22 protein-coding genes, 4 tRNA genes and 2 pseudogenes are annotated in these 22617 nt (G+C 66.8%); 16 read left to right on the forward strand and 12 right to left on the reverse strand.

What is annotated here, in order from left to right; genetic code table 11:
* Window positions 1-49: 49 nt before the first annotated feature.
* Window positions 50-532 (reverse strand): MarR family winged helix-turn-helix transcriptional regulator, encoded by a 483-nt coding sequence (locus ACFQDH_RS11805; protein WP_382401516.1) that lies wholly within the window; start codon window positions 530-532, stop codon window positions 50-52.
* Between the two features lie 22 nt (window positions 533-554).
* Between ACFQDH_RS11805 and ACFQDH_RS11810 the strand changes: the two genes are divergently transcribed.
* Entirely contained in the window at window positions 555-857 is a 303-nt protein-coding gene (locus tag ACFQDH_RS11810) for a hypothetical protein (RefSeq protein WP_382401518.1), read from the forward strand.
* Window positions 858-995: 138 nt separating this feature from the next.
* Here the strand turns inward: ACFQDH_RS11810 and ACFQDH_RS11815 are convergent, their stop codons facing one another.
* Window positions 996-1328, reverse strand: coding sequence for an antibiotic biosynthesis monooxygenase family protein (locus ACFQDH_RS11815; protein WP_382401520.1), 333 nt, complete (start codon window positions 1326-1328; stop codon window positions 996-998).
* 63 nt (window positions 1329-1391) lie between these two features.
* Between ACFQDH_RS11815 and ACFQDH_RS11820 the strand changes: the two genes are divergently transcribed.
* On the forward strand, window positions 1392-2261 hold the full coding sequence (locus tag ACFQDH_RS11820; protein ID WP_382401522.1) for an alpha/beta fold hydrolase: 870 nt from the start codon (window positions 1392-1394) through the stop codon (window positions 2259-2261).
* 23 nt (window positions 2262-2284) lie between these two features.
* Here the strand turns inward: ACFQDH_RS11820 and ACFQDH_RS11825 are convergent.
* From ACFQDH_RS11825 to bcp, 3 genes are all read right to left on the reverse strand, one after another.
* Window positions 2285-2366: transfer RNA gene (locus tag ACFQDH_RS11825), tRNA-Leu, on the reverse strand.
* Between the two features lie 34 nt (window positions 2367-2400).
* Window positions 2401-3009, reverse strand: coding sequence for a class I SAM-dependent DNA methyltransferase (locus ACFQDH_RS11830; protein ID WP_382401524.1), 609 nt, complete (start codon window positions 3007-3009; stop codon window positions 2401-2403).
* A gap of 8 nt (window positions 3010-3017) precedes the next feature.
* Window positions 3018-3485 (reverse strand): thioredoxin-dependent thiol peroxidase, encoded by a 468-nt coding sequence (gene bcp / locus ACFQDH_RS11835; protein WP_382401526.1) that lies wholly within the window; start codon window positions 3483-3485, stop codon window positions 3018-3020.
* 155 nt (window positions 3486-3640) lie between these two features.
* Between bcp and ACFQDH_RS11840 the strand changes: the two genes are divergently transcribed.
* Both ACFQDH_RS11840 and ACFQDH_RS11845 read left to right on the forward strand, forming a co-directional pair.
* Window positions 3641-3925, forward strand: a complete 285-nt coding sequence (locus ACFQDH_RS11840) for a DUF3618 domain-containing protein (RefSeq protein WP_382401528.1) — start codon at window positions 3641-3643, stop codon at window positions 3923-3925.
* Window positions 3926-3971: 46 nt separating this feature from the next.
* Window positions 3972-4268 carry a GroES family chaperonin gene (locus tag ACFQDH_RS11845; protein WP_382404850.1) on the forward strand — a complete coding sequence of 99 codons (297 nt, stop codon included), beginning with the start codon at window positions 3972-3974 and terminating at the stop codon, window positions 4266-4268.
* Between the two features lie 42 nt (window positions 4269-4310).
* Here ACFQDH_RS11845 and ACFQDH_RS11850 read toward each other — a convergent pair whose 3' ends face one another.
* The 3 genes and pseudogenes from ACFQDH_RS11850 to ACFQDH_RS11860 all read right to left on the reverse strand — a co-directional run bounded on the left by ACFQDH_RS11850 (window position 4311) and on the right by ACFQDH_RS11860 (window position 6726).
* On the reverse strand, window positions 4311-5513 hold the full coding sequence (locus tag ACFQDH_RS11850; RefSeq protein ID WP_382401530.1) for a glycine C-acetyltransferase: 1203 nt from the start codon (window positions 5511-5513) through the stop codon (window positions 4311-4313).
* Window positions 5514-5520: 7 nt separating this feature from the next.
* Window positions 5521-6556, reverse strand: a pseudogene (tdh, locus tag ACFQDH_RS11855) (L-threonine 3-dehydrogenase).
* Between the two features lie 94 nt (window positions 6557-6650).
* Window positions 6651-6726: transfer RNA gene (locus tag ACFQDH_RS11860), tRNA-Lys, on the reverse strand.
* Window positions 6727-6843: 117 nt separating this feature from the next.
* On the opposite strand from ACFQDH_RS11860, the gene ACFQDH_RS11865 reads away from it, so the two are divergent.
* From ACFQDH_RS11865 to ACFQDH_RS11880, 4 genes are all read left to right on the forward strand, one after another.
* Window positions 6844-8556, forward strand: a complete 1713-nt coding sequence (locus tag ACFQDH_RS11865) for a YhjD/YihY/BrkB family envelope integrity protein (protein WP_382401532.1) — start codon at window positions 6844-6846, stop codon at window positions 8554-8556.
* A gap of 135 nt (window positions 8557-8691) precedes the next feature.
* Window positions 8692-9033: a hypothetical protein gene (locus tag ACFQDH_RS11870; RefSeq protein ID WP_382401534.1), complete on the forward strand. Its 342-nt coding sequence runs from the start codon at window positions 8692-8694 to the stop codon at window positions 9031-9033.
* Window positions 9030-10235, forward strand: a complete 1206-nt coding sequence (locus tag ACFQDH_RS11875; protein ID WP_382401536.1) for a cupin domain-containing protein — start codon at window positions 9030-9032, stop codon at window positions 10233-10235. Before ACFQDH_RS11870 ends, ACFQDH_RS11875 begins: the two co-directional genes overlap by 4 nt.
* On the forward strand, window positions 10232-11128 hold the full coding sequence (locus tag ACFQDH_RS11880; RefSeq protein ID WP_382401538.1) for a sucrase ferredoxin: 897 nt from the start codon (window positions 10232-10234) through the stop codon (window positions 11126-11128). Before ACFQDH_RS11875 ends, ACFQDH_RS11880 begins: the two co-directional genes overlap by 4 nt.
* 40 nt (window positions 11129-11168) lie before the next feature.
* Here the strand turns inward: ACFQDH_RS11880 and ACFQDH_RS11885 are convergent.
* Window positions 11169-11244, reverse strand: a tRNA-His gene (locus ACFQDH_RS11885).
* Window positions 11245-11458: 214 nt separating this feature from the next.
* Window positions 11459-12076 carry an oligoribonuclease gene (gene orn / locus ACFQDH_RS11890; RefSeq protein WP_382401540.1) on the reverse strand — a complete coding sequence of 206 codons (618 nt, stop codon included), beginning with the start codon at window positions 12074-12076 and terminating at the stop codon, window positions 11459-11461.
* 82 nt (window positions 12077-12158) lie between these two features.
* Here orn and ACFQDH_RS11895 point away from each other — a divergent pair, with 82 nt between their 5' ends.
* Both ACFQDH_RS11895 and ACFQDH_RS11900 read left to right on the forward strand, forming a co-directional pair.
* Entirely contained in the window at window positions 12159-13313 is a 1155-nt protein-coding gene (locus ACFQDH_RS11895; protein WP_382401542.1) for a PrsW family intramembrane metalloprotease, read from the forward strand.
* 23 nt (window positions 13314-13336) lie between these two features.
* Entirely contained in the window at window positions 13337-14005 is a 669-nt protein-coding gene (locus ACFQDH_RS11900) for a phosphoribosyltransferase (protein ID WP_382401544.1), read from the forward strand.
* A gap of 143 nt (window positions 14006-14148) precedes the next feature.
* On the opposite strand, the pseudogene ACFQDH_RS11905 reads toward ACFQDH_RS11900, so the two are convergent.
* A pseudogene (locus ACFQDH_RS11905) lies at window positions 14149-14511 on the reverse strand (group I intron-associated PD-(D/E)XK endonuclease); the annotation flags it as partial.
* Between the two features lie 69 nt (window positions 14512-14580).
* Between ACFQDH_RS11905 and ACFQDH_RS11910 the strand changes: the two are divergent.
* The 6 genes from ACFQDH_RS11910 (at window position 14581) to ACFQDH_RS11935 (ending at window position 21978) form a co-directional block, all read left to right on the forward strand.
* Window positions 14581-14654: transfer RNA gene (locus tag ACFQDH_RS11910), tRNA-Arg, on the forward strand.
* Between the two features lie 332 nt (window positions 14655-14986).
* Window positions 14987-16732 (forward strand): GTPase family protein, encoded by a 1746-nt coding sequence (locus tag ACFQDH_RS11915; protein WP_382401545.1) that lies wholly within the window; start codon window positions 14987-14989, stop codon window positions 16730-16732.
* Window positions 16729-18348, forward strand: a complete 1620-nt coding sequence (locus ACFQDH_RS11920) for a YfjP family GTPase (protein ID WP_382401547.1) — start codon at window positions 16729-16731, stop codon at window positions 18346-18348. Before ACFQDH_RS11915 ends, ACFQDH_RS11920 begins: the two co-directional genes overlap by 4 nt.
* A gap of 148 nt (window positions 18349-18496) precedes the next feature.
* A complete protein-coding gene (locus ACFQDH_RS11925) occupies window positions 18497-19054 on the forward strand; it encodes a single-stranded DNA-binding protein (RefSeq protein WP_382401549.1) in 558 nt (185 codons plus the stop codon).
* Window positions 19055-19111: 57 nt separating this feature from the next.
* Window positions 19112-20794 (forward strand): energy-dependent translational throttle protein EttA, encoded by a 1683-nt coding sequence (gene ettA / locus ACFQDH_RS11930; protein ID WP_382401551.1) that lies wholly within the window; start codon window positions 19112-19114, stop codon window positions 20792-20794.
* Window positions 20795-21111: 317 nt separating this feature from the next.
* Window positions 21112-21978: a hypothetical protein gene (locus ACFQDH_RS11935; protein WP_382401553.1), complete on the forward strand. Its 867-nt coding sequence runs from the start codon at window positions 21112-21114 to the stop codon at window positions 21976-21978.
* Window positions 21979-22098: 120 nt separating this feature from the next.
* Here ACFQDH_RS11935 and ACFQDH_RS11940 read toward each other — a convergent pair whose 3' ends face one another.
* A complete protein-coding gene (locus tag ACFQDH_RS11940; RefSeq protein WP_382401555.1) occupies window positions 22099-22494 on the reverse strand; it encodes a VOC family protein in 396 nt (131 codons plus the stop codon).
* Window positions 22495-22617 lie beyond the last annotated feature (123 nt).

Raw genomic sequence — 22617 nt, forward strand, 5'->3', positions numbered from 1 at the left:
CGGCATCCGTTGACCTCTCGGGGTGCGGTGAGAGGGGTTCGTGGTCCGGCTATCCCGACCACGCAGCGAGATCGAACCGACCCACGGGCAGATCGAGCTGATGAAGGGTGCTGCCGAGGCGATCGATGGCCTCGGTTCCGACTCGGTCCCGCCATACGGTGACTGCGTGCTCGAACGCTGATGCCGACAGCGCCAGGAATTCGATGCCTCGCGTTGTCGGGCGGACGATGACGCGGCGGCCGTCCGCGGTGTCTCCTGCGCGTTCGACATAGCCTTCGCGCTCCAGTGACGCGATCGTCTTTGCGGCGGCCTGCTTCGTGACGCCGAGACGCGTCGCGAGATCGGCGTTCGTGGCACCAGGCCCGATCGCCTGCAGCGCGAATCCGTGCGCCGGCCGCGCGCCGGCGTGGCCCTCGTCCGCGAGCCGTTGGTGCGTTTCGTCGACGAGATCGCGGAAGCCGGCGAGCAGTAGCAACGCGAGATGCCAACCGGGGACTTGATCGTCAACCGGGTTGTCGATATCGTCAACCATGTTGTCTACCTTAGGAGATGTCATGCAGATAGTGCGAGCCGCGGACCGGCGAACGACCACCACCCCGAATGCCACGATGACCACCCTCGCGTCGCCGACGCTCGGCGGCGCGGACTCCAGTCTCTGGCTGGTCGAGATGCCGGCCGGCATACAGGGCCCCGAGCATTCGTTCGCGGGGGAGATCATCTGGTCGATCACCGCCGGGTCGGCGAGTGTCCGCGTCGGTGAGGTCGACCATCCACTCGAGGTCGGTGACACCGTCATTCTCCCCGGGGTGAGATGCGCCAGTTCACTGCAGGCGCAACAGGATTCAGCGGGATCGTGACAGTTCGGGACGGTCAGGTCACCCGCGACAGCGGGGAGTCGGCCGGTGTCCCGGCCTGGGTCGCCTGAGTTGCGGCCGCCAGGCCGTACGGTTCTCGACACTGGGGAGGCTTCGGCACGGCGGAATGACGGGGCGAGGTCAGCCGCGAAGAACCTCGGTGAAGTGGTCGACAGTCGGCACCGGGTCGTAGAAGTGGTGCAGCGCCGTGCGCCACAGCTGATAGTCGTCCGACTCGCGGAACCCGACGGTGTGGTCGGTGAGCTGCTCCCACTGCACCTGGAGCAGGTATTCGTTCGGTCGCTCGACGCAGCGCGTGAGTCGTAGGTCGCGAAAACCCTTCTGCCGGCTGATGATCGGGACAGCGTCGGCGAAGGCTTTCTCGAACTCAGTCTCCTGACCGGATCGCACGGGCAGCGCCACCGACTCGAGGATCGGCATAGCACTGTGGTCGGCGGCGGTCTGCGGGTTCATGCCGCCGAACGTACTTGACGAAGGCAGGTCACGGGCCTGCGTCTCGCGTGGCAGGCTGACGGCATGACTTCGATCTCGCTGCCCGACGGACGGGCTCTCGACCTTCGCATCAACGGCCCGGAGGGCGGTCCGGTGCTCGTCTTCCACCACGGCACGCCAGGCTCGGTGTTGCCCCGGCGAATGATGGTGGACCAAGCCGTCGAGCGCGGCATCCGCCTGGTCACGTATTCCCGTGCGGGGTATGGCGATTCGGATCGCCAAGAAGGACGCAAGGTTGCCGACATCGCGGCTGACGTGACCGCGATCCTGGACCATCTCGGTGTCGAGAAGGCGATGACGGCGGGGTGGTCCGGCGGTGGTCCGCACGCGCTGGCCACTGGAGCATTGCTGCCCGACCGCATCACCGGTGTGCTCAGCATCGCGGGGGTGGCGCCATACGACGCGGAGGGGCTGGACTTCCTCGGCGGCATGGGTGAGGGCAACATCGAGGAGTTCGGCGCAGCGCTGAAAGGCGAGGGCGAGCTGCGACCGCTGCTCGACGGCATGCGTCAGGAGCTCAAGAACGCCACACCAGAGGCGATCCTCGCCGAACTGGACACCCTGCTACCCGATGTCGACCGCGAGCAGATCACCGACGAAGCAGGCGAGGAGATGGCCGCGAACTTCCGCGAGGCGTTGAAGAACGGTGTCGACGGCTGGGCGGACGACGATCTCGCATTCACCCTGCCGTGGGGTTTCGATCTTGCCGCGATGCGCGTCCCGACGTTCGTCTGGCAGGGCAGCGCCGACCTGATGGTGCCGTTCGCGCACGGTCAGTGGCTCGCCGCGAACGTGCCCGGGGCGACCGCGCACCTGCTGGAGGGTGAAGGTCACCTGTCGGTCGGCGTCGGCGCGATGCCCACCATGCTGGATGAACTTCGCTCGACGTACTGAAGACTCGACATATTTAGGAGAAGTGCGCGAGGCGGGACTCGAACCCGCACACCCGAAGGCACCAGGACCTAAACCTGGCGCGTCTGCCAATTCCGCCACTCGCGCGCGTCGATGAGTCTAACGGCGTGCACCAACGGCATCACACAGCGGCGAGGATCCCCACGAAGAACGCGTCGTCGCCCTGCTCGGGTCGCAGGTCGTATGTCGCAAAGCGCGACTCGAGCCGCCATCCGCTTGCCTCGGCATCGGCGATGAACTCGTCGGCCGGGTAGCGGCGTCGTCCGGAGCCGCCGTCCTGGTGGAAGCCGACGAGCAGTCGACCTTCCGCCGTCACCACGGTGCGCAGCGCTGCGAGGACGGGGCGCTCGGAGTTCTCGGCGAGGAAGGTCATGACGTTGCCGACGCACACGATGAGGTCGTATGACGTGGGAAACTCCTGCGCGGCAAGGGAATCCGGGCTCACGTCCTCCAACCTGACCTGCGCCACCGGCAGCGCCGGATAGGTCTTGCCGGCCTGCTCGAGGAGCTCGGCGTCGAGGTCCACGCCATACGCGTCATGGCCGGCGGCCTCGAGCGCGGCGGCGATGCGGCCCATGCCGCACCCGGCGTCCAGCACCTTGCCGGCCCGGGGCAACAGGGTGTCCGCCAGGCGCGCTTCGCCGGTGATGTCGACGCCGTCCTTGAGCAGTTGCGCGAAACGGGCGCCGTAGCCGTGGTGGCCCTGCTCCCAGCGAGACAGGTTGCTCATGGGCACGCTCATACGAGTTTCAGGGCCTTCGACAGGGATGCGACGTGACCGGTGGCCTTGACGTTGTAGCGGGCCAGCTCGACCTTGCCGTCGGGATCGATGACGATGGTCGAGCGGATCACACCGACGACCGTCTTGCCGTAGAGCTTCTTCTCGCCATACGCGCCGTAGGCCTCGAGTACTTCCTTGTCGGTGTCGGCGAGCAGCGGATAGGTCAGCGACTCCTTCGCCACGAACTTGGCCAGCTTCTCGGGCTTGTCGGGGGAGATGCCGATGACCTCGTAACCGGCGTCCTGCAGCGTCGCGAGAGAGTCACGGAAGTCGCACGCCTCCTTGGTGCAGCCCGGCGTCATCGCGGCCGGGTAGAAGAAGATCACCAGGCGCTTGCCGGCGAAATCGCTGAGCGAGACCTGCTTCCCGCTGTCCGAGGTGAGGGTGAACGCCGGTGCCTTGTCGCCGATCTCGAGCCGAGCCATCGTGATCCTCCTTGAAAGGTGCGTGTTGCTAGTGCGAATCAGAAGTTTATTCGGGGAGCGGGACGGAACTCTTGGCGCCCACTGCGTTATCGTCTCAGGCGAGTCCGACATGCGCGGTGCGACCGTGTTGATGAACTTCGAGTCGAGGAGACACCATGGCTGACAAGGCCCCCGCGAAACCTGCCACCCGTTCCGCCAAGGACATCGAGGCGGATCTTGCGGCGACGCGCGAGCGTCTGGCCGGCACCATCGATGAGCTGGCGTTCCGTGCGCAGCCCAAAGAGCTCGCCAAGCGCCAGGTCGAGGACGTCAAGCTGAAGGTGGGTGGCATCACCCACACACCGGACGGCGAGCTCAACACCCAGAAGCTGGCCATCGGGCTGGGTGGCGTTGCCGTCGTGCTGCTGACGCTGGGACTGCTGCGTCGCGCACGTGGCTGAATCCACTTCGGGCAGGCAGCCCGTCCCGGGCAACCTGCCCATCAAGATGCTGCACGACCGGGTGCTCGTGTCCGCCGACAGCGACGGCGGCGAGCGCAAGTCCGGTGGCGGCATCGTCATCCCCGCCACCGCCTCGGTCGGCAAGCGTCTCGCCTGGGCACAGGTCGTCGCGGTCGGTCAGCACGTGCGTCAGGTGAAGATCGGCGACCGGGTGCTCTTCGACCCCGAGGAGCGCGCCGAGGTCGAGTTGCAGAGCCGCACCTACCTGTTGCTGCGCGAGCGTGACCTGCACGCCGTCGCCGCGGAGCGGGTGGAGACCGGTAACACCGGTCTCTACCTCTGAGCGCTGCGCGGGTCTCGATACGGGCTCGCCTAGCGGCTCGCCCTACTCGACCAGCTTGGCCACCTCGGCGCGGGCTTCCTCGAACGCCTTCACGCACGCACGGACGTCGTCCTCGCTGTGCGCGGCCGACAGTTGCACGCGGATGCGTGCCTTGCCCTGCGGCACCACCGGGTAGGAGAAGGCGATCACGTAGACGCCGCGACGAAGCATCGCGTCGGCCACTTGAGCAGCTTGACGTGCGCCGTCCTCACCCTCGAACATGACCGGGCTGATCGGGTGGCTGCCGGGCAGCACCTCGAATCCTGCCTCGGTCATCATCGTCCGGAAGAGCACGGTGTTGGCGACCAGCTTCTCCCGTTGCTCGCGTGAATTCCCTGCGATCTCAAGGGCTTTCATCGAACCGGCGACGACTGAGGGCGCGACAGCGTTCGAGAAGAGGTAGGGCCGCGACCGCTGGCGGAGCAGGTCGACGATCTCCTGATGTGCGGCGACATACCCACCTGATGCTCCACCGAGCGCCTTGCCGAGTGTGCCGGTGACGATGTCGACTCGATCCATCGTGCCGGTGTATTCGGGTGTGCCACGCCCGCCTTCGCCGACGAAGCCGATGGCGTGCGAGTCGTCGACCATCACCAAAGCGCCGAATTCCTCTGCCAGGTCACAGATCTCGGCCAACGGTGCGTAGTAGCCGTCCATCGAGAAGACGCCGTCGGTAACCACCACTGTATGGCGGGCGCCTGCGGCTTTGGCGGCCTCCAGTTGGCCGCGCAGATCGTTCATGTCGGCGTTCTGGTAGCGGAAGCGCTTCGCCTTCGACAGGCGTATGCCGTCGATCAGCGATGCGTGGTTCAGCGCATCGGAGATGATCGCGTCCTCCGCGCCGAAGAGCACCTCGAAGATGCCGCCGTTGGCGTCGAAGCAAGAGGAATAGAGGATCGCGTCGTCACTGCCGACGAACTGGGCAATCTGACGCTCGAGGTCCCGGTGCTGGGTCTGCGTGCCGCAGATGAAGCGCACGCTCGCCATACCGAATCCCCACTGGTCCAACGCATCCCGTGCTGCTGCGACGACCTCCGGGTGGTCGGCCAGGCCGAGGTAGTTGTTGGCGCAGAAGTTGAGCGCCTCCGAGCCGCCGGTCTGCACCTTCGCCGACTGGGGGCCGGACAACTCGCGCTCGTGCTTGGTCAGGCCGGCGTCGTCGATCTCCTGCAGAGTCGCGACCAGCGTTTCCTTGTTGGTGTACATGACCTTGTCAGCTCCAATCCATGACGACTTTGCCGCACTCGCCGGAGCGGGCGGCGTTGAATGCGTCCTGCCACTGCTCGGCCGGGAAGCGGTGGGTGATGACCGAGCGAACGGCGTTCGACAGCGCGGGCGACGACTGCAGCATCGCGCTCATGGCGTACCAGGTGTCGTACATCTCGCGCCCGTAGATGCCCTTGATCGTCAACATGTGCGTGATGACCCGGCCCCAGTCGATCGCGAAGGGGTCCCCGGCAGGCCGAGCATCGCGATCCGGCCACCGTGGTTCATGTTTTCGATGAGTTCGCTGACGGCAGAAGGGTTTCCGGACATCTCCAGCGCGATGTCGAAACCTTCACGCATGCCCAGGTCGGCCTGCGCGTCGGCGATGCGCTCCCTGCTGACGTTGACCACGCGATCGGCGCCGGCCTCCTTCGCCAGCTGCAGGCGGTAGTCGCTGACGTCGGTCACCACGACATACCGAGCACCGACGTGCTTGGCGATGGCTGCGCCCATGACACCGATCGGGCCGGCGCCGGTGACGAGCACGTCCTCCCCGGCGATGGGGAAGGACAGCGCGGTGTGGGTGGCGTTGCCGAACGGGTCGAAGACCGCGCCGACGTCCGGATCAAGGTCGTCCGGCTGCACCCACACGTTGCCGGCAGGTATGACGACGAAGTCCGCGAACGCACCGTTGCGGTTGACGCCCACGGAGCTGGTGCGGATGCACAAATGCCGCCGTCCGGCGCGGCAGTTGCGGCACTCGCCGCACACCACGTGGCCCTCTCCGGAGACACGCTGACCGACCTGGACGCTGGTGACGCCCGGGCCGATGTCGACGACCTCACCGAAGAATTCGTGGCCAATGATCAGCGGCGGCTTGACGGTGGCCGCAGCCCAGTCGTCCCACCCTCCAGGTGCAGGTCGGTGCCGCACAGGCCCGCCCGCCATACCTTGATCTTGACCTCGCCCGGCCCTGCGGTGGGCTCCGGAGCATCGATCAGCTCCAAGCCCCGCTGGGCACCTGTCTTCGCCAGTGCACGCACGGCGGACAGTCTGCTACGTGACGTTGTCCAGGGTATGAGCGGGGTCACACCGGACAACGAAAAACTCCGGACCGCAGTGCGATCCGGAGTTCCGTGGTGCGCCATCAGGGACTCGAACCCCGAACCCGCTGATTAAGAGTCAGCTGCTCTGCCAATTGAGCTAATGGCGCTCGTTCAACGCCTGAGAAAGATAGCAGGACCGACCCGCAGAAATGAAATCGAGGGGTGGTAACCGCTAGGTTTCAGAGTCGAGCCCGTCGTTGACCCCGATCGAAGGAACCCCTCCGATGTCGATGCTGCTGTTGGATGACGAAGACGTAGACCGCCCCAGGGATACCCCGGATACCTACGCGAAGAACGACTGGAAGGTCGCGCTCAAGCGGGCGGCCGGCAAGTTCGGCTCCGACGGGTGCACCGATCTCGCGGCCGCGCTGACATACCGGTCGATGCAATCGCTCTTCCCAGGCATCATCGCGGTGCTGTCGCTGCTCAATATCTTCGGTAACGGCAAGAAGACCGCTGACGACGTCATCAACAAGCTGGCGCAGGTCGTCGGCAAAGACCCTAATGACTCGTCGCTGAGCACGATCAAGAGTTTCGTCGAGCACATCACGACCCAGGGTGGCGGCGGGATCGCGTTCGTCGTCGGCATCCTGCTGGCGCTCAACTCCGCATCCGGGTACGTCGCCGCGTTCAGCAAGGCGACCAACCAGATGTACGGCATACGCGAGGGTCGTTCGACGATCTCGCTGAAGCTCTCGCTCATCGTGGTGACGGCCGTTGAGGTCGTACTCATCCTCGTGGTGATCTTCGCGATCGTCACCACCGGATCGGTTGCCAAACAGTTGGGCGACTCGATCGGCCTCGGGCAGACAGCGGTCACGGTCTGGGACTGGGCGAAGTGGCCATTTGTCGTCTTCATCGTGGTGCTGATCATCGGCTTGCTCTATTGGGCGGCTCCCAACGTGCAGAAGACGAAGAAGGACGTCTTCACCTGGGGCGCGTTGATCGGTCTGGTCGTCTGGCTGCTGGCATCCGCAGCACTGGCCGTTTACATCACCCTGAGCCACGGTGCGAGCTACCAGAAGACGTACGGCATCTTCGCCAACGCGATCATCTTTCTGCTCTGGTTGTGGATCACCAACCTTGCGGTGCTCTTCGGCGCCGAGGTGGATGCCGAGTTGTTGCGGACGCGCCAGCTGAAGTCCGGGCTGCCGGCCGAGGAGCTGATCCTGCTGCCGCCGAAGGACGATGCGACCTGGGAGAAGCAGGACCTCAAGGCGGCCAAGGAATACGACACGGCCCACGAACTACGGCTGAGTGCGATGCGCGAGGCCGCAGACGACCCGAATGTCTACGGGCGTGCTCGGCTCGCCGCCGGACGCGCCGCTCAAGTCGCCGGCGATGCCAGTACGTCGGCCCGATCGGGTAAGACTGGTCTGGTGGGACCACGTGACGCAACGGCGCCGCGGGCCGCAGTGGACACCAACACAGAGATAGGTGCGATTGCCGTGGGTGCAGAGGAAAAGGCTGTGATCGAGGAGTCGCGATTGCAGCGGCGTGACTCGTGGCTGCTGAAGGCGCAGAAGGCGCGACTCGTGCGTGACCGGCTCGATCGGCAGCGCGCCAAGCAGGAGAAGAAGGAGAAGCAGCGGCAGGCCGAGGCTGCCAGAGAGGTCAAGATCGCCGAGTCGCACGTCACTCGGCAGGATCGCTGGGACTCCGTCGCGAAGGTTCGCGCCAAGTTCGAGCCGGCTGACACGACCGAACGCGAGCAGGTTCGCGCGCAGCGGCGGGAGCGTCGGGCGTCATACGACGTGGAGCAGGCAGAGAAGCAGGCCAAGGCCGCACAACGTCCGTCGGAGCCGGAGGAGAAGCCGAAGCGCCACGAGTCGAAGCGGCCGCAGCCTCCGGCCGCGCTCCGCACCGAGATCGAGCAGGAGCAGCTGGCGCGCCGCGAGGAATGGTTCGCCGGACACCCGAAGCGTTCCGCGCGCTGATATTGCTCACGGTTACCCCTTTGAGCCCCGACCCCGGTGGGGTAAACAAGGAGGTAGCGACACCGCAGGGTGTTGCAGCGAGAGTGTTCGCAAGCACACGGCCCGACACGGGCCACGAGATTCGCAGGAGGACGCATGACTGATTCCACGCAGGATCCGAATGGCCAGGAAGGCCCCGCTGACGGTGGTGCCGCGGGCGCGCCCGGTGTGCAGGACAGCGGCGCCGATGGTGGTGCCGGCCAGGAAGGCCCCGCCGACGGTGGCGCCTCCGGTTCGTCGGGTGAGCAGGACGGCGGCGCTGATGGTGGCGCCGGCCAGGAAGGCCCCGCTGACGGCGGTGCCTCCGGTTCGTCGGGTGAGCAGGACGGTGGCGCTGATGGTGGCGCCGGCCAGGAAGGCCCCGCTGACGGTGGCGCCTCCGGTTCGTCGGGTGTGCAGGACGGCGGTGCCGACGGCGGCGCAGGCTCCAACAGTTGAGCGCACCGCACGCTGAATCTGACGACCCCGACACCGGCTTCGGTGCCGGGGTCGCTCAGACGCGGCTGCTTGAAGTTTCGCCCGAAGAATTTGCCGAAAACTATTGGGCCCGTAAGGCATTGCTGAGCCGCGGGGTCGGGGACTTCACGGATCTCTTCTCCGCTGCTGCCGTTGACGAGTTGCTCTCCCGGCGCGGGTTGCGCACGCCCTTCCTGCGTATGGCGAAGGACGGCGCGACGCTGGCCGAGCGCAGCTTCACTGCACCGGCCGGAGTCGGTGCAACGATCGCGGATCAGCTCGACGACACCGCGATCTGGCGGCAGTTCGCCGACGGAGCGACGATCGTGCTGCAGGCGTTGCAGCGTACTTGGAGCCCTGTCGGAGAATTCACGTCGCAACTGGCGACCGAGCTCGGTCATCCCGTGCAGGCCAACGCCTACATCACCCCGCGCCAGAACCGCGGATTCGACGACCACTACGACGTGCACGACGTCTTCGTGCTGCAGATCGAAGGCAGCAAGCGCTGGGTCATCCACGAGCCGGTCCACCAGGACCCGCTGCGGGACCAGCCGTGGACCGACCGCCGGTCTGCCGTTGCCGAAGCCGCGCGGCGCGACCCGGTGATCGACACGGTGCTACAGCCGGGCGATTGCCTGTATCTGCCGCGCGGCTGGCTACACGCCGCGCAGGCGCAGGACGAAGTGTCGATCCACCTAACCCTCGGCGTGCATGCCTGGACCCGCTTCGCCGTCGCCGAGCAGCTCGTGCAGGATGCGCTGGCCAGGCTGCGGGAAGACCCCGAGGCCCGGCAATCCCTGCCGATCGGGGTGCACGACCCGGACGACGTCGTTGAGCACGTTCGGAAACAACTGCTGGCGGTCCTCGACGAAGCCGATCCGGCGCCGGCGTTCCATCGCGCCCGCAACAGCCAGAGCAGGCCAGGTCCGCTCGGCCCGCTCGCGCAGCAGGCCGCAGCCGATGCGTTGGACGAGAGAACGATGGTGCAGCTGCGTGAAAGCCTGGCGCCCCGCCTGGATGCGCCCCGACTGCACACCCGGGTCGGTTGGCTCGACTTCGAGGCCGACGAGCTGCCCGCCATACAACGGCTGCTCGACGGGAATCAGCATCCCGCCGGTGAGCTCGGGCTCGCACTGGCCGCGCGGTTACTGCGCGCGGGCGTCGTGGTGCCCGCCACGTCGTGACCCGGCCGGCTTCGTTCCGCTGCGCAGCCGAGGCCGTTGCCCGAGGAGATCGCCAGGCCGGCACTGCGGCGCGTGCGCACGGCTGGGTCGTCATCGAGCACCCCGGACCGTGGCCGTTCGGTGGGTTCGCCGAACTCGACCTGTCCGCCGAGGTGAAGCACGTCGTGCGGCACGCGGCGCAAGCCGCCGGTATGCGGATCCTGTTGATCCGCAGGCATGGTCGCCAGATCGCCGATCGCGAAGGGGTCTGGGGTGTGCTGCGGTATGACGCAAAGGGCGACCACCGCCAGGAGTGGGGCACCTGGTCCGACGAGTCCGACCTCCCCCAGATCGCGGCGGCCATCGAAAGGCCTGGAAGTACCGGTCTGCCGCCGGTCCTTCTGGTCTGCACGCACGGCGTGCATGACGCGTGCTGCGCGATCCGTGGCAGGCCCGTCGCCCGGGCGTTGAGCGAGAAATGGCCGAACGACACCTGGGAATGCAGCCACGTGGGTGGCGACCGCTACGCGGCCAATGTGCTGGTGGCTCCGGACGGCATCTATTTCGGGGAGGTCGCACCCGACGAGGCGATCGAGGCGGTGGCGTTGCTGCGTGGCGGTCTCGTGGCGGCCGATCATCTGCGCGGTTACACCGATCTCGCTGCGCCGGCGCAGTATGCCGTCGCCGAGGTGCTGCGTCGCTTCGGTCCGGCGGGTCGGCACGCCATACAGGTGACGTCCGCGACGCGAAACGGCGACCGGTGGACCGTGCTGCTCGAGTGCGCTGCACCGCTGCCGAGCCGGCTGGAGGTCGTGCTGCGGTTCTACGCAGAACCTGCTGCTCGGCTGACCTGCCTGGCGCCTGCGCCGACTCGCGCGATCGCCTACGAGACGGTCGCCGTCAGCGTTCGATGAGAAGAACCCCGGCCTCGACTGAGACCGGGGTTCATCTTCCTGGGGTGAGTGACGGGACTTGAACCCGCGACATTCGCGACCACAACGCGACGCTCTACCAGCTGAGCTACACCCACCATGACCGCTCCCGAATGGAAGCAGCGCGGACCATCGTACCTGCTGCGAAGGGGTGGTCGTGACAACCCCCTCGTCCCTCGGTTGTTGTCACGACGCTGAGCTCTTGGTCGCTCGCTGCGCTCGCTCGTGACAACCCCCTCGTCCCTCGGTTGTTGTCACGACGCTGAGCTCTTGGTCGCTCGCTGCGCTCGCTCGTCACAACCCCTCGTGAGGTCAGCTCCCGGTGCTGAACTTCGCCGCTATCTGCTTGGCGGTGTTGCTGTCCGGACCGGGCTCCGGCACGAAAACGGCCTCCCGGTAGTAGCGCAGTTCGTCGATCGAGTCCCGTATGTCGGCGAGCGCGCGGTGCCCGCCGTTCTTGGCCGGCGCGCTGAAGTAGGCCCGCGGGTACCAGCGGCGCGACAGTTCCTTGATCGACGACACGTCGATGATCCGGTAGTGCAGGTGGGACTCCAGCTGCGGCATGTCGCGTGCCAGGAAACCACGGTCGGTGCTGACGGTGTTGCCACCGAGCGGCCACTTGCCTTCCTCAGGCGCGAATTCGCGAACGTAGGCCAGCACCTGCTGCTGCGCCTCTTCCATCGTGACGCCGGCGGCCAGCTCCTCGAGCAGGCCGCTCTTGGTGTGCATGGTGCGGACGAAATGGTTCATCTGGTCGATCGCCGCCTGCGGCGGCTTGATGAGGACGTCCACTCCGTCGCCGAGCTGATTCAGCTCGAAATCGGTGACCAGCGCTGCCACTTCGATCAGGGCGTCGTCGGTCAGGCTCAATCCGGTCATCTCGCAGTCGATCCAGACGATCCGGTCGGTGCGTGCCTTGTCTTCGCTCACCGGATCACTCTAGGGACCCCCGCCGACGCCCGGTGGACACGCCCGTGCTCGGCGGGCCGGACACACGTCATACAGTGCGCGGATGCTGCCGCCCCCGCGCCCAGATCGGCGTCCCACGCTGCGCCGGTGGTTGACGGTCGCGCTGGTCGCGATCCTGTTCGCGCTGGGCGGGCTCGGCATGCTGGTGCTGATCGACGATCAGTCGGGCATGGTCGCCACCGCGATCGGGCTGGTGCTCTCGTTGGTCGTGCTCGGCGTGGTCGTGCCGGTCTTCCTCTGGTTGGACCGTTTCGAGCGGGAGCCGACCGGGATGCTGGTCTTCGCGCTGCTGTGGGGAGCGTGCATCGCCACCCTCGGTGCGGCGGCCCTCAACAACCTCGGCTCGGTGCTCATCGACCCGATGCTGGCGACGCATCCGTCTGCCGCGACGTGGGTTGCGCCCGTGGTTGAGGAGTCCATGAAGGGCCTTGGCCCGTTGCTGTTGTTGTTCTTTCGCCGCCGTGAGGTCGATGGCGTGCTCGACGGCATGGTGTATGCCGGGCTCAGTGCGGCCGGTTTCGCGGCCGTCGAGGACGTGGTCTATCTCGCGTCCGGTTATGCGCACTCCGGAGAGCACGGTCTGCTCAGCACCTTCCTCGTGCGGGTGGTGATGTCACCCTTCGCGCATCCGATGTTCACGGTCTGCACCGGCATCGGCATCGGCATTGCGGCCACCACACAGCACCGCCGACTGCGGTTCCTGGCGCCCTTCGCGGGCTGGTGTTGCGCCGTCACCCTGCATGGGATCTGGAACCTCGGCGCGCTGCTGCCCCAGCACGGCTGGCTCGTCTTCTACCTCCTGTTGCAGCTGCCGCTCTTCGTAGCGTTCGTGACGCTGATCGTGCTCGCCCGCAAGCACGAGGCGACGCTGATCTCCCGGGAGCTCGGCGAGTATGTCGATGCCGGACAGCTTTCGGCGGCCGAGGTCGTGATGCTGTCCTCGATCAAGGAGCGGCGCTACGCAATGGCGTGGGCGGGGCAGCACGGAGGTGTGGAGGCGCAGGACGAGATGCGCGAAATGCAAGACGCGGCAAGCGAATTGGCGATGGTGCGGGCCCGGATCGACCGAGGCGATCGCAGCGCCCCGGTGATCGAGTCCGAGGAACACCTGCTGCAGATCGTCTCCGTGCTACGGGTGCGTTTCCTCGACTCTGCGCTCTACCGTTATTACGACGACCGGGGGATGACCGCCCGGTAGCGAGACTGTCTGAGGAAGTGGTCGTGGCCGGCTGGAAAAGGCGTCAGCTGTATGCCGATCGCGCTGCGGCCGGTGCAGCGCTCGCTGCCGGATTGCGTGCGTATGCCGGCCGACCCGACGTTGTCGTGCTCGGCCTGCCACGTGGCGGCGTGCCCGTCGCCGCGGCGGTTGCGGACTGGCTGGATGTGCCGCTCGACGTGCTGGTGGTTCGCAAGCTCGGCCTGCCGCGACACCCCGAAGTGGCGATGGGTGCCGTCGGGGATGCCGCGGGAAGCGTTGAGGTCGTGCGCAATCCAGAGGTACTCCAGCGGGCGCAGGTGACCGACGACGAGTTCGACCGGGTCCTGGCGACCGAGGTGGCCGAGTTGCATCGTCGGTCGGATCTCTACCGCGGCATCCGGTCGGCCCTGCCGTTGCAAGGGCGTGCTGTCCTGGTCGTGGACGACGGACTTGCCACCGGCGCGACCATGCGGGTGGCCGTGCATGTCATACGACGGCAGCAGCCGGCCCGCCTCGTGGTCGTTGCGCCGGTCGGCCCGCCGGACGTGTGCGCGGCGCTCGCGGGCGAGGTCGACGAGTTGGTCTGCCCGTGGCAGCCCCGGGACTTCACGGCAGTCGGCGCGGCGTACCAAGTGTTCGGCCAGACCTCGAACGACGAGGTGCGTCGGTTACTGAGCGCCCACGCGAGATGAGGTGGGACTAACTCAGTCGGCTTGGGGCGTGCTGTCGATTCCAGTTGGGGAAAGCGGCGAGGCGGCTGTCGTTTTGCAAGCGGACAGGTTGGAGGTCGGGACATGGCGGAAGCGAGTCGCGTCCAGTACCCCTTCCGTTGTGCGTTCCGGCTCGGACGCACTCGTAAGGTCACCGACTGCCGGTGATCGACGGGGCGGACGTAGTAGCACTGGTCGGTTTCAGGGCAGTAGATGCAGACGAAGTCGATCTCTGATTTATCGATTCGTTTCGTGTGAGTGCCGTTTCGATCTGCCCAGACTGAGCGGAAGTTGACTGAGATCGCTCCGGAACGTGACGACCGGTACTTCACCTGGACCCGGTGGAACTCACCGGCTCGATAGGCAACAAGGTCGAACGGCGCGTGCTCAGTCGCCGGGAAGAGAACAGTGAAGCCGGACGCGACGAGATCGGCGTGGGCTTTTGCAGTGCCCAGGTCACCCTTGTCCTTGGTGTGATGGGATGCCATATCGAGACGGTAGTTGCGGCCACTGACAGTCGGCCACCCGGAAGTACGTCCGGTAATCTGCCAGTCCTTGCCCCCGTAGCTCAGTTGGATAGAGCAAGTCACTTCTAATGTCTAGGTCGCAGGTTCGAGTCCTGTCGGGGGTGCAAAAATTGCCGCAGCTTGCTGCGGCTTTTTTGTACCCCCGACAGAAGTAACAGGCGGATCGGACGACCGAGGTACGAGGTCGAATGAACACCCCACGAAGTTCTCCGCTCGTCCCTCGCTCCGATACTTCGCGGGGACCCCGTTAGGGAGGCGCCGGCGGGGGTGCAAAAGAAGTCCCGCAGCTCGCTGCTGGCTTCAGGGGTCGACAAACTTGCCGAGTGACGGCTCTCTCACCGAGCGACGGGTTCGGACAGTCACTCGACGAAGAAGCCGTCATTCGTCAGTGTGTGCGCGGCGGGCCAAGTTGAGTCGCGGCCCTCGCCACGAAAGGATGTGCCACGTGTCGGACGACGTCGAAGGTGCGCGATTGCTGGCCGCGTTGCAATCACTGCGCCGCGGTGTCGACGCGACGGCATACCCACTGCAGCTGACCGACGCGGACCACGCCCGACGCGAGCGCGGCGAGCTGCTCGCCCAACTGGACGACTACATCCTGCCGCGCGCGTCGGCGCTGGACGCGCCGTTGCTCGCCGTCGTCGGCGGATCCACCGGCGCTGGCAAGTCGACCCTGGTCAATTCATTGGTCGGTCAGGCGATCACCAAGAGCGGTGTGCTGCGGCCGACGACGCGCGCTTCGACGCTGATCCACAACCCGGTCGATGCCAAGTGGTTCACCGGCACCCGGGTGCTGCCAGGTCTCGCTCGACTCACCGGCGCCGAGCCCGAGGGCGGCGACCCGGGCACGCTGCGGCTGGTCGCCGGCGATGTGCCGCAGGGGCTGGCGCTGCTCGACGCACCCGACATCGACTCGGTGGTTTCGGCCAACCGTGATCTCGCGCGGCAGTTGCTCTCGGCCGCGGACCTGTGGATCTTCGTCACCACCGCCATGCGGTATGCCGACGCGGTGCCCTGGAAGCTCCTGCAGCAGGCGATCGAACGCGGGACTTCCGTGGCCGTGGTGCTCGACCGGGTGCCGTTGGATGCCATGGAGGAAGTGCGGGCCGACTTCGCGACGATGCTGATGGAGCAAGGGCTCGGGCAGTCACCGGTTTTCGCGATCGCCGAGTCCGAGCTTGGCCCCGACGGGTTGCTGCCCGGCGTCGAGGTCGCTCGCATCAACGGCTGGCTGGCGTCGCTCGCAGCCGACCAGCACGCGCGGAGCATCGTCATCCGGCGCACTCTGCAGGGTGCACTGGACTCGCTCGACGGTCGCGCCTCAGAGCTGGAAACCGCTCTGCGGCAGCAGGATTCGGCTCGCGACGAGCTGCGCAAGGTCGCCACGGACGGGTATGTCGCCGCTCTCGCGGGCGTGGCCGACGGGATGCAGGACGGCACACTGCTGCGTGGCGAGGTGCTGGCCCGATGGCAGGAATTCGTCGGCACCGGCGAGGTCTTCCGACAGCTCGAGGCCGGCGTGAGCAGGTTGCGTGATCGGATCAGTTCTGCGCTGCGTGCCCGCACTCGCCAGCCCGCAGACGACCTCGGGGCCGCGCTGCAGACGGGTGTCGCCGCCCTGCTGCAGGCACACGGCGAAACCGCCACGATCTCGGTGGCGCGCCAGTGGCGCCATACACCTGGGGGAGCGGAGTTGGCCGCTGCGCACCCCGAACTCTCTTCTGTTTCAGCCGATTTCGCTGCCGACACCGAGAAGCTGGTCCGTGCCTGGCAGGACGACGTGCTCGCCATGGTGCGCGACGAGGCCGGCGGCAAACGCACCACGGCGCGTTTCCTCGCGTTCGGAGTCAACGGCATCTCGGTGTTGCTGATGCTGGTGGTCTTCTCCGCGACCGCGGGGCTCACCGGTGCCGAAGTCGGCATCGCCGGCGGATCCGCGATCCTGGCGCAGCGGCTGCTCGAGGCCGTCTTCGGCGACCAGGCCGTACGAACCCTGGCGAGCAAGGCCCGCACTCGCCTGTTGACCCGCACCGAGGAGCTGTATGACGCACAACGCACTCGCTTCGACGACGTGCTGACCGAGTCGACCGGCAGTGGGTCATCTGCCGACCAACTCCGGGCAGCGATCGACGAGGTCTGGTCGGCTCAGGGCCGCACGACCCAGCGCAGGTCGGCGCGATGACCGAGCAGAAGGTCAGCTGGACGGACGTCACTGCGCAGGCCGACGCCCTCGGCGACGCGCTGCGCGTTGGCGGGGAGTACTTGCCTGCAGAAGGTGTCGCACACGCGCAACAGATCCTGCGCAAGGTTCCTGCCCGACAGGGAATGGTCGGCGGACGCACCGTCGTCGTGCTCGCTGGCGCGACCGGCAGCGGTAAGTCGAGTCTCTTCAATGCCCTTGTCGCAGAGCCGGTTTCACGGATCGGCGCACGTCGTCCGACAACGTCTGTGCCGACCGCCGCCATCTGGGGCGATGAGCCCAGCGGCGACCTGCTCGACTGGCTCGGGGTCGGCACCCGGCACCAAGTGCCGCTCAGCGGCCGTCGCGCGGACACGCTCGACGGTCTCGTGTTGCTGGATCTGCCCGACTTCGACTCCAGGGTCGCGCAACACCGCGCGGAGGCCGACCGGGTGATCGAGTTGGCGGACGTCTTCATCTGGGTCACCGACCCCCAGAAGTATGCCGACGCCGTGCTGCACGACGACTACGTGAAGCGGCTGGCCGGCCACGACGCGGTCTCGCTGGTCGTGCTGAACCAGATCGACCGACTCGATCGCGCGCAGATCTCCGAGTGCGCCGACGATCTGCACCGGTTGCTCGCGGCCGATGGCTTGGCCGATGTGCCGATCCTGCCGACGTCTGCGGTGCGCGGGTTCGGTGTCGACGACCTCGCCGGCACGATCGGCACGGTCGTGAAGGAGCGCAACGCCGCCGAGCAACGACTGCTGGCCGACGTGCGGGGCGCAGCCCGGACCCTCAGCGCCGGCGTCGCATCGTCCGAGGTCGATCTGGCCGCACAGGACGACTCGGAGCTCACTGACGCCCTCTGCCGGGCAGCCGGTGTTCCGGCAGTCGTCGACGCCGCCCGCCGTGACTACCGGCGCCAGGCCGAGCACCACACCGGGTGGCCGTTCACCCGGTGGGTGCACCGCTTGCGGCCGGAGCCGTTGCGGCGGCTGCGGCTGGACGAGGCCCACACGATGAACCGTTCGGGCGCGAAGCTGGCGCTGGGGCGCTCGTCGCTGCCCCCTGCGGGGCCGGCCGCCCGGGCGGCGGTTGATGTCGCCACCCACAAGCTCGGTCGACACGCGGCGCAGGGACTGCCGGCCGCGTGGGCGGACGCCGCGCAGAACGCCGCGACACCGGGCGACGAGCACCTGCACGACAACCTCGACCAGGCGGTCATCGGCACGGACCTGCACGACAAGCGCCCGGCGTGGTGGTCGGTCGCCTCGGCGCTCCAATGGGTGTTCGCAGCGGTCGCCCTGGTGGGTCTGGTGTGGCTGGGCTTGCTGGTCGTGCTCGGTATGACGCACGTCGATGCGTCCTCGCCGAAGTGGATCGGACTGCCGATTCCGTTGCTGATGCTGGTTTTCGGGCTTCTCGCCGGTGTGCTGCTCGCCCTGATCTCGCGGTGGGTTGCGGGGCGTGGCGCCCGGCGCCGCGCCGAGCAGGTGCACGGCCGGTTGCGCAAGGCCATCGCCGCCGTCGGCATCGAGCAGATCGTCAATCCGGTGGCTCGAGTGCTGCAGGCGCATCGGAGCACCCGGGAGTCCCTAGCCGCGGCCTCTCGCTGAGGATCGTCCACATCCCGGTGCCGATCACGGTCTTGTCCACAGCAACGCCGCAAGGCACTCGCGGCCGGCCGGTCGGGGCTCCAGCCTGAAGGTCCACTTCGACGCACGCGGAGGGCGTGGGTCGAACAGACCAGGCAAGGGGTTCGACATGAACGAGACACAAGTGACCATCCGCGGCAACGTCGTTGCCGACCCGGACCGCATCGCCAGCGCCAAGGGCGACTTCACGACGTTCCGCGTCGCTGTCAACGAGTTCTACCGCGATCAGGTGGGCGGTGGGTATGTCGACGGGCGCAGCTCCTTCTACAAGGTCGTGGCGTTCCGAGCTGTGGGGTCCAACGTCCAGCAGTCCCTCAAGAAGGGCATGCCGGTGCTGATCCACGGCATCCTGCGGATGAGCCAGTGGCAGACCTCGGCCGGCGAGAACAGGTCGGCGCCCGAGATCGAGGCGCTCAACGTCGGCCCCGACCTGCGGTTCGGCATCGCCACCTACCAGAAGGTGCCGGGCCAGAGTCAGCGTGGAGCCGGCTTCGGTGCAGCCTCCGGCGGCGAGCGACCCAGCTGGCGCGCAGAGGGTGCAGCGCCAGCCGCCGACTCGTGGGGGAGCGAGTCTGATGCCGACTCGCCGGCGCCGGCTTTCGCTGATTCGACCGATCAGGAGGTGGCATCGTCCGCAGGTCCCCTCGTTGAGCAGCAGGCGAGCTGAGGGCTGTCACGGGCCACGATTTCGGCGGCACGCCCTTGCCCCGATAGCCTGAGCCGCATGCCCGAGTTCATCTACACCATGACCAAGGCGCGCAAGGCTGTCGGGGACAAACTGATCCTCGATGACGTCAGCATGTCCTTCTACCCAGGCGCGAAGATCGGCGTCGTGGGACCCAACGGTGCCGGTAAGTCCACGATCTTGAAGATCATGGCCGGCCTCGATCAACCGTCCAACGGTGAGGCCCGGCTGTCGCCCGGCTTCAGCGTCGGCATCCTGCTGCAGGAGCCGCCGCTGAACGAAGAGAAGGACGTGCGCGGCAACGTCGAGGAGGGCCTCGGGCAGATCAAGGCCGACCTCGACCGCTACAACGCGATCGGCCTTGAGATGGCTGAGCCCGATGCCGATTACGACAAACTCGGCGAAGAGATGGGCAAGCTGCAGGAGAAGATCGACGCCGCAGACGCGTGGGACCTCGACTCCCAGCTGGAACAGGCGATGGACGCCCTGCAGTGCCCGCCCGGAGACGCCGACGTCACCGTGCTGTCCGGTGGTGAGCGCCGCCGCGTGGCGCTGTGCAAGCTGCTGCTGTCCAAGCCGGACCTGCTGCTACTCGATGAGCCGACGAACCACCTCGACGCCGAGTCGGTCAACTGGCTGGAGCAGCACCTGGCGGCATACGCCGGCGCCGTACTCGCCGTGACGCACGATCGCTACTTCCTCGACCACGTTGCCGGCTGGATCTGTGAGGTCGACCGCGGTCGTCTCTACCCCTACGAAGGCAACTACTCGACCTACCTGGAGAAGAAGCAGGAGCGCCTGCAGGTCCAGGGCAAGAAGGACGCGAAGCTCGCCAAGCGGCTGCGGTCCGAGTTGGAGTGGGTGCGGTCCAACGCCAAGGCGCGGCAGACCAAGAGCAAGTCCCGTCTGGCGCGCTACGAGGAGATGGCGGCCGAGGCCGACCGGACCCGCAAGCTGGACTTCGAGGAGATCCAGATCCCGCCGGGCCCGCGGTTGGGCGCTCAGGTCATCGAGGTCAAGGACCTCAAGAAGGGCTTCGGCGATCGGGTGCTCATCGACGGGCTTTCGTTCACGTTGCCCCGCAACGGCATCGTGGGCGTCATCGGCCCGAACGGCGTCGGCAAGACCACGCTCTTCAAGACCATCGTCGGTTTCGAGGAGCCGGACGACGGTGCGGTCAAGGTCGGCGAGACCGTCGACATCTCGTATGTCGACCAGGGCCGCGGCGGCATCGACTCGGAGAAGAACGTGTGGGAGGTCGTGTCTGACGGCCTCGATTACATCCAGGTCGGCCACGTCGAAATCCCTTCGCGCGCCTACGTTTCGCAGTTCGGCTTCAAGGGCCCGGACCAGCAGAAGAAGGCCGGTGTGCTCTCCGGTGGAGAGCGCAACCGCCTCAACCTGGCGCTGACCCTCAAGCAGGGCGGCAACCTGTTGCTGCTCGACGAGCCGACCAACGACCTCGACGTCGAGACACTCGGTTCGCTGGAGAACGCCCTGCTCGACTTCCCCGGTTGCGCCGTGGTCATCAGCCACGACCGGTGGTTCCTGGACCGGGTCGCGACCCACATCCTGGCCTATGAGGGCACCGACGAGAACCCCGCGAATTGGTACTGGTTCGAGGGCAACTACGACTCCTACGAGGAGAACAAGGTCGAGCGGCTCGGCGCCGATGCGGCTCGTCCGCATCGCGTCACCCACCGCCGCCTCACCCGCGACTGAGTCTTCTGCTTCGACTCCTCGCACGACACGGGGCCGGGTCCACCGAGCAAGCTCGGGGGACCCGGCCCCGTGTCGTGGTCGTCTCGCGGGTCGAGTGCCGGCGGAGCGAAGCGGCGGTGCTCGTGCTCTCGCGGTCCGCTAGGTCGCGCTTGCATGTCCCGGCGCACCGGCGCCGAAAGGTCAACGGATGATGTGAGATTCGACTCTCACGACATCAGTTGACCTTTCGACATGCCGAAGCGGTGAGAAAGGCAGTTGGTGCGCGTTATCCACAGGCGGTCTGCGGGGGCACCCGGAATGCGGGCAAGCTGCCGGTCATGCACCGCCCACCTGCGCCGCTGCCCGAGCCACTCGGGCCGGTTTTCACCTACCGCGAAGCGATCGCGCTTGGCGTCACGTCGGGCCGGTTGCGGCACCGTTCGCTGACCACGCCGACGCCCGGGGTTCGCGTTGCCGAGGGCGAGGTTGACGTGAGAGCCCGAGCCGCCGCGATCGCCCAATTGCTGCCACCCGGCTCGGCGTTCTCCCACCACACAGCGGCTGCGCTGCTCGGACTTCCTGTGCCGGATGACGACCGCCTACATGTGACCGTGCCGGACGGCATGCGGATGCGCCGCCAGGGCGTGGTCGAGCACCGCGGCATGCAACGTCGTGAGGTGGGGTATGTCGACGACATACCCACGACGTCGCCGGCCCAGACCTGGATGGACCTGGCCGCAAGCCTGTCGCTGGAGGAGCTCATCATCCTGGGTGACGCGATCATGCACAGCTGTCCCGAGCATGGGGTATTGCTGCGATCGATGGTCGTGGACAACCCTGGCGCGCGGGGGATCCGGCGAGCCCGGGAGGCGGTCGAACTCATCAGGCCTGGTGTGCGGTCCCCGCAGGAAACGTTGTGGCGCCTACGTTTTCGCGCCGCCGGGTTCACGGAGCCGAAGCTGAACGAAGATGTGCGTGACCGCAATGAGCGTTGGTTGGGCATGGCTGACTTCGTATGGCGCGACCAGCGCGTCGTGGTCGAGTATGACGGTGATTACCACTTCACCGTGGAGCAACGTCGCCTGGACCAAGCCCGCCGACGCGCCATGCGGGACGCCGACTGGAACGTCATCGAGATCAACGGCACCGACAATCACGACCCCACTCCGGCGATGCGCACGATAGGTCGCGCTCTGGGTCACTGAAAACGTGCGCAGAACTCGTCGAGAGGTCAACAGATGTCGTCAGCCGCACGTTTCAAAGCATCCGTTGGCCTCTCGGCGCGAAGGACCGGCGGTGCGACCCCGCCGGCACGGCTGACTGATTCAGCCGTCCTCCCGGGCGGCGAGCTCGGCGTCCGACATCAGCACGCAGAACTCGTTGCCCTCGGGGTCGGCCAGCACCGCCCACCCCCGGTCGGGCTTGCGTAGGTCGTTGACCATGGTCGCGCCAAGGCCGAGGATCCGGTCGACTTCCTCATCTCGGGTCAGATCAGTGGACCGCAGGCAGAAGTGCATGCGGTTCTTCACCGTCTTCGGCTCGGGGACCTTCAGGAAGAGCAGAAAAGTGTTGTTGGGGCCGACGAGACCAGCCTCCTCGTCACCCTGCTTCGGCGGATCGTCAGTCTCGAGTTGGTAGTCGCCCAGCACCTGGCTCCACCACATGGTTTGGGCGAAGGGGTCGGCGGCATCGATACAGAAATTGGCAGCGCGTGAAGTCATGAGTCCCATCGTGACCGTGCCCATGGACACCGGGCAACCGAGTTTGACCAGCTCCCGGGGCTCTCGGACTCGTCAGAGGTCAGCGGATGTAGCGAGAGCCGAGTCTCACGACATCCGTCGACC

The organism is Flexivirga alba (assembly GCF_042661025.1).
GTDB lineage: Bacteria > Actinomycetota > Actinomycetes > Actinomycetales > Dermatophilaceae > Flexivirga > Flexivirga alba.

Coding starts and splice junctions, on each gene's coding strand:
- ACFQDH_RS11935 (WP_382401553.1), top strand. CDS start 21,112: ATGCACCGCCCACCTGCGCCGCTGCCCGAGCCACTCGGGCCGGTTTTC.
- ACFQDH_RS11830 (WP_382401524.1), bottom strand. CDS start 3,009: ATGAGCAACCTGTCTCGCTGGGAGCAGGGCCACCACGGCTACGGCGCC.
- ACFQDH_RS11805 (WP_382401516.1), bottom strand. CDS start 532: ATGGTTGACGATATCGACAACCCGGTTGACGATCAAGTCCCCGGTTGG.
- ACFQDH_RS11895 (WP_382401542.1), top strand. CDS start 12,159: ATGCTGCCGCCCCCGCGCCCAGATCGGCGTCCCACGCTGCGCCGGTGG.
- ACFQDH_RS11940 (WP_382401555.1), bottom strand. CDS start 22,494: ATGACTTCACGCGCTGCCAATTTCTGTATCGATGCCGCCGACCCCTTC.
- ACFQDH_RS11840 (WP_382401528.1), top strand. CDS start 3,641: ATGGCTGACAAGGCCCCCGCGAAACCTGCCACCCGTTCCGCCAAGGAC.
- ACFQDH_RS11920 (WP_382401547.1), top strand. CDS start 16,729: ATGACCGAGCAGAAGGTCAGCTGGACGGACGTCACTGCGCAGGCCGAC.
- ACFQDH_RS11850 (WP_382401530.1), bottom strand. CDS start 5,513: ATGTACACCAACAAGGAAACGCTGGTCGCGACTCTGCAGGAGATCGAC.
- ACFQDH_RS11810 (WP_382401518.1), top strand. CDS start 555: ATGCAGATAGTGCGAGCCGCGGACCGGCGAACGACCACCACCCCGAAT.
- ACFQDH_RS11870 (WP_382401534.1), top strand. CDS start 8,692: ATGACTGATTCCACGCAGGATCCGAATGGCCAGGAAGGCCCCGCTGAC.
- ACFQDH_RS11815 (WP_382401520.1), bottom strand. CDS start 1,328: ATGAACCCGCAGACCGCCGCCGACCACAGTGCTATGCCGATCCTCGAG.
- ACFQDH_RS11845 (WP_382404850.1), top strand. CDS start 3,972: ATGCTGCACGACCGGGTGCTCGTGTCCGCCGACAGCGACGGCGGCGAG.
- ettA (WP_382401551.1), top strand. CDS start 19,112: ATGCCCGAGTTCATCTACACCATGACCAAGGCGCGCAAGGCTGTCGGG.
- bcp (WP_382401526.1), bottom strand. CDS start 3,485: ATGGCTCGGCTCGAGATCGGCGACAAGGCACCGGCGTTCACCCTCACC.
- ACFQDH_RS11925 (WP_382401549.1), top strand. CDS start 18,497: ATGAACGAGACACAAGTGACCATCCGCGGCAACGTCGTTGCCGACCCG.
- ACFQDH_RS11915 (WP_382401545.1), top strand. CDS start 14,987: ATGTGCCACGTGTCGGACGACGTCGAAGGTGCGCGATTGCTGGCCGCG.
- ACFQDH_RS11820 (WP_382401522.1), top strand. CDS start 1,392: ATGACTTCGATCTCGCTGCCCGACGGACGGGCTCTCGACCTTCGCATC.
- ACFQDH_RS11865 (WP_382401532.1), top strand. CDS start 6,844: ATGTCGATGCTGCTGTTGGATGACGAAGACGTAGACCGCCCCAGGGAT.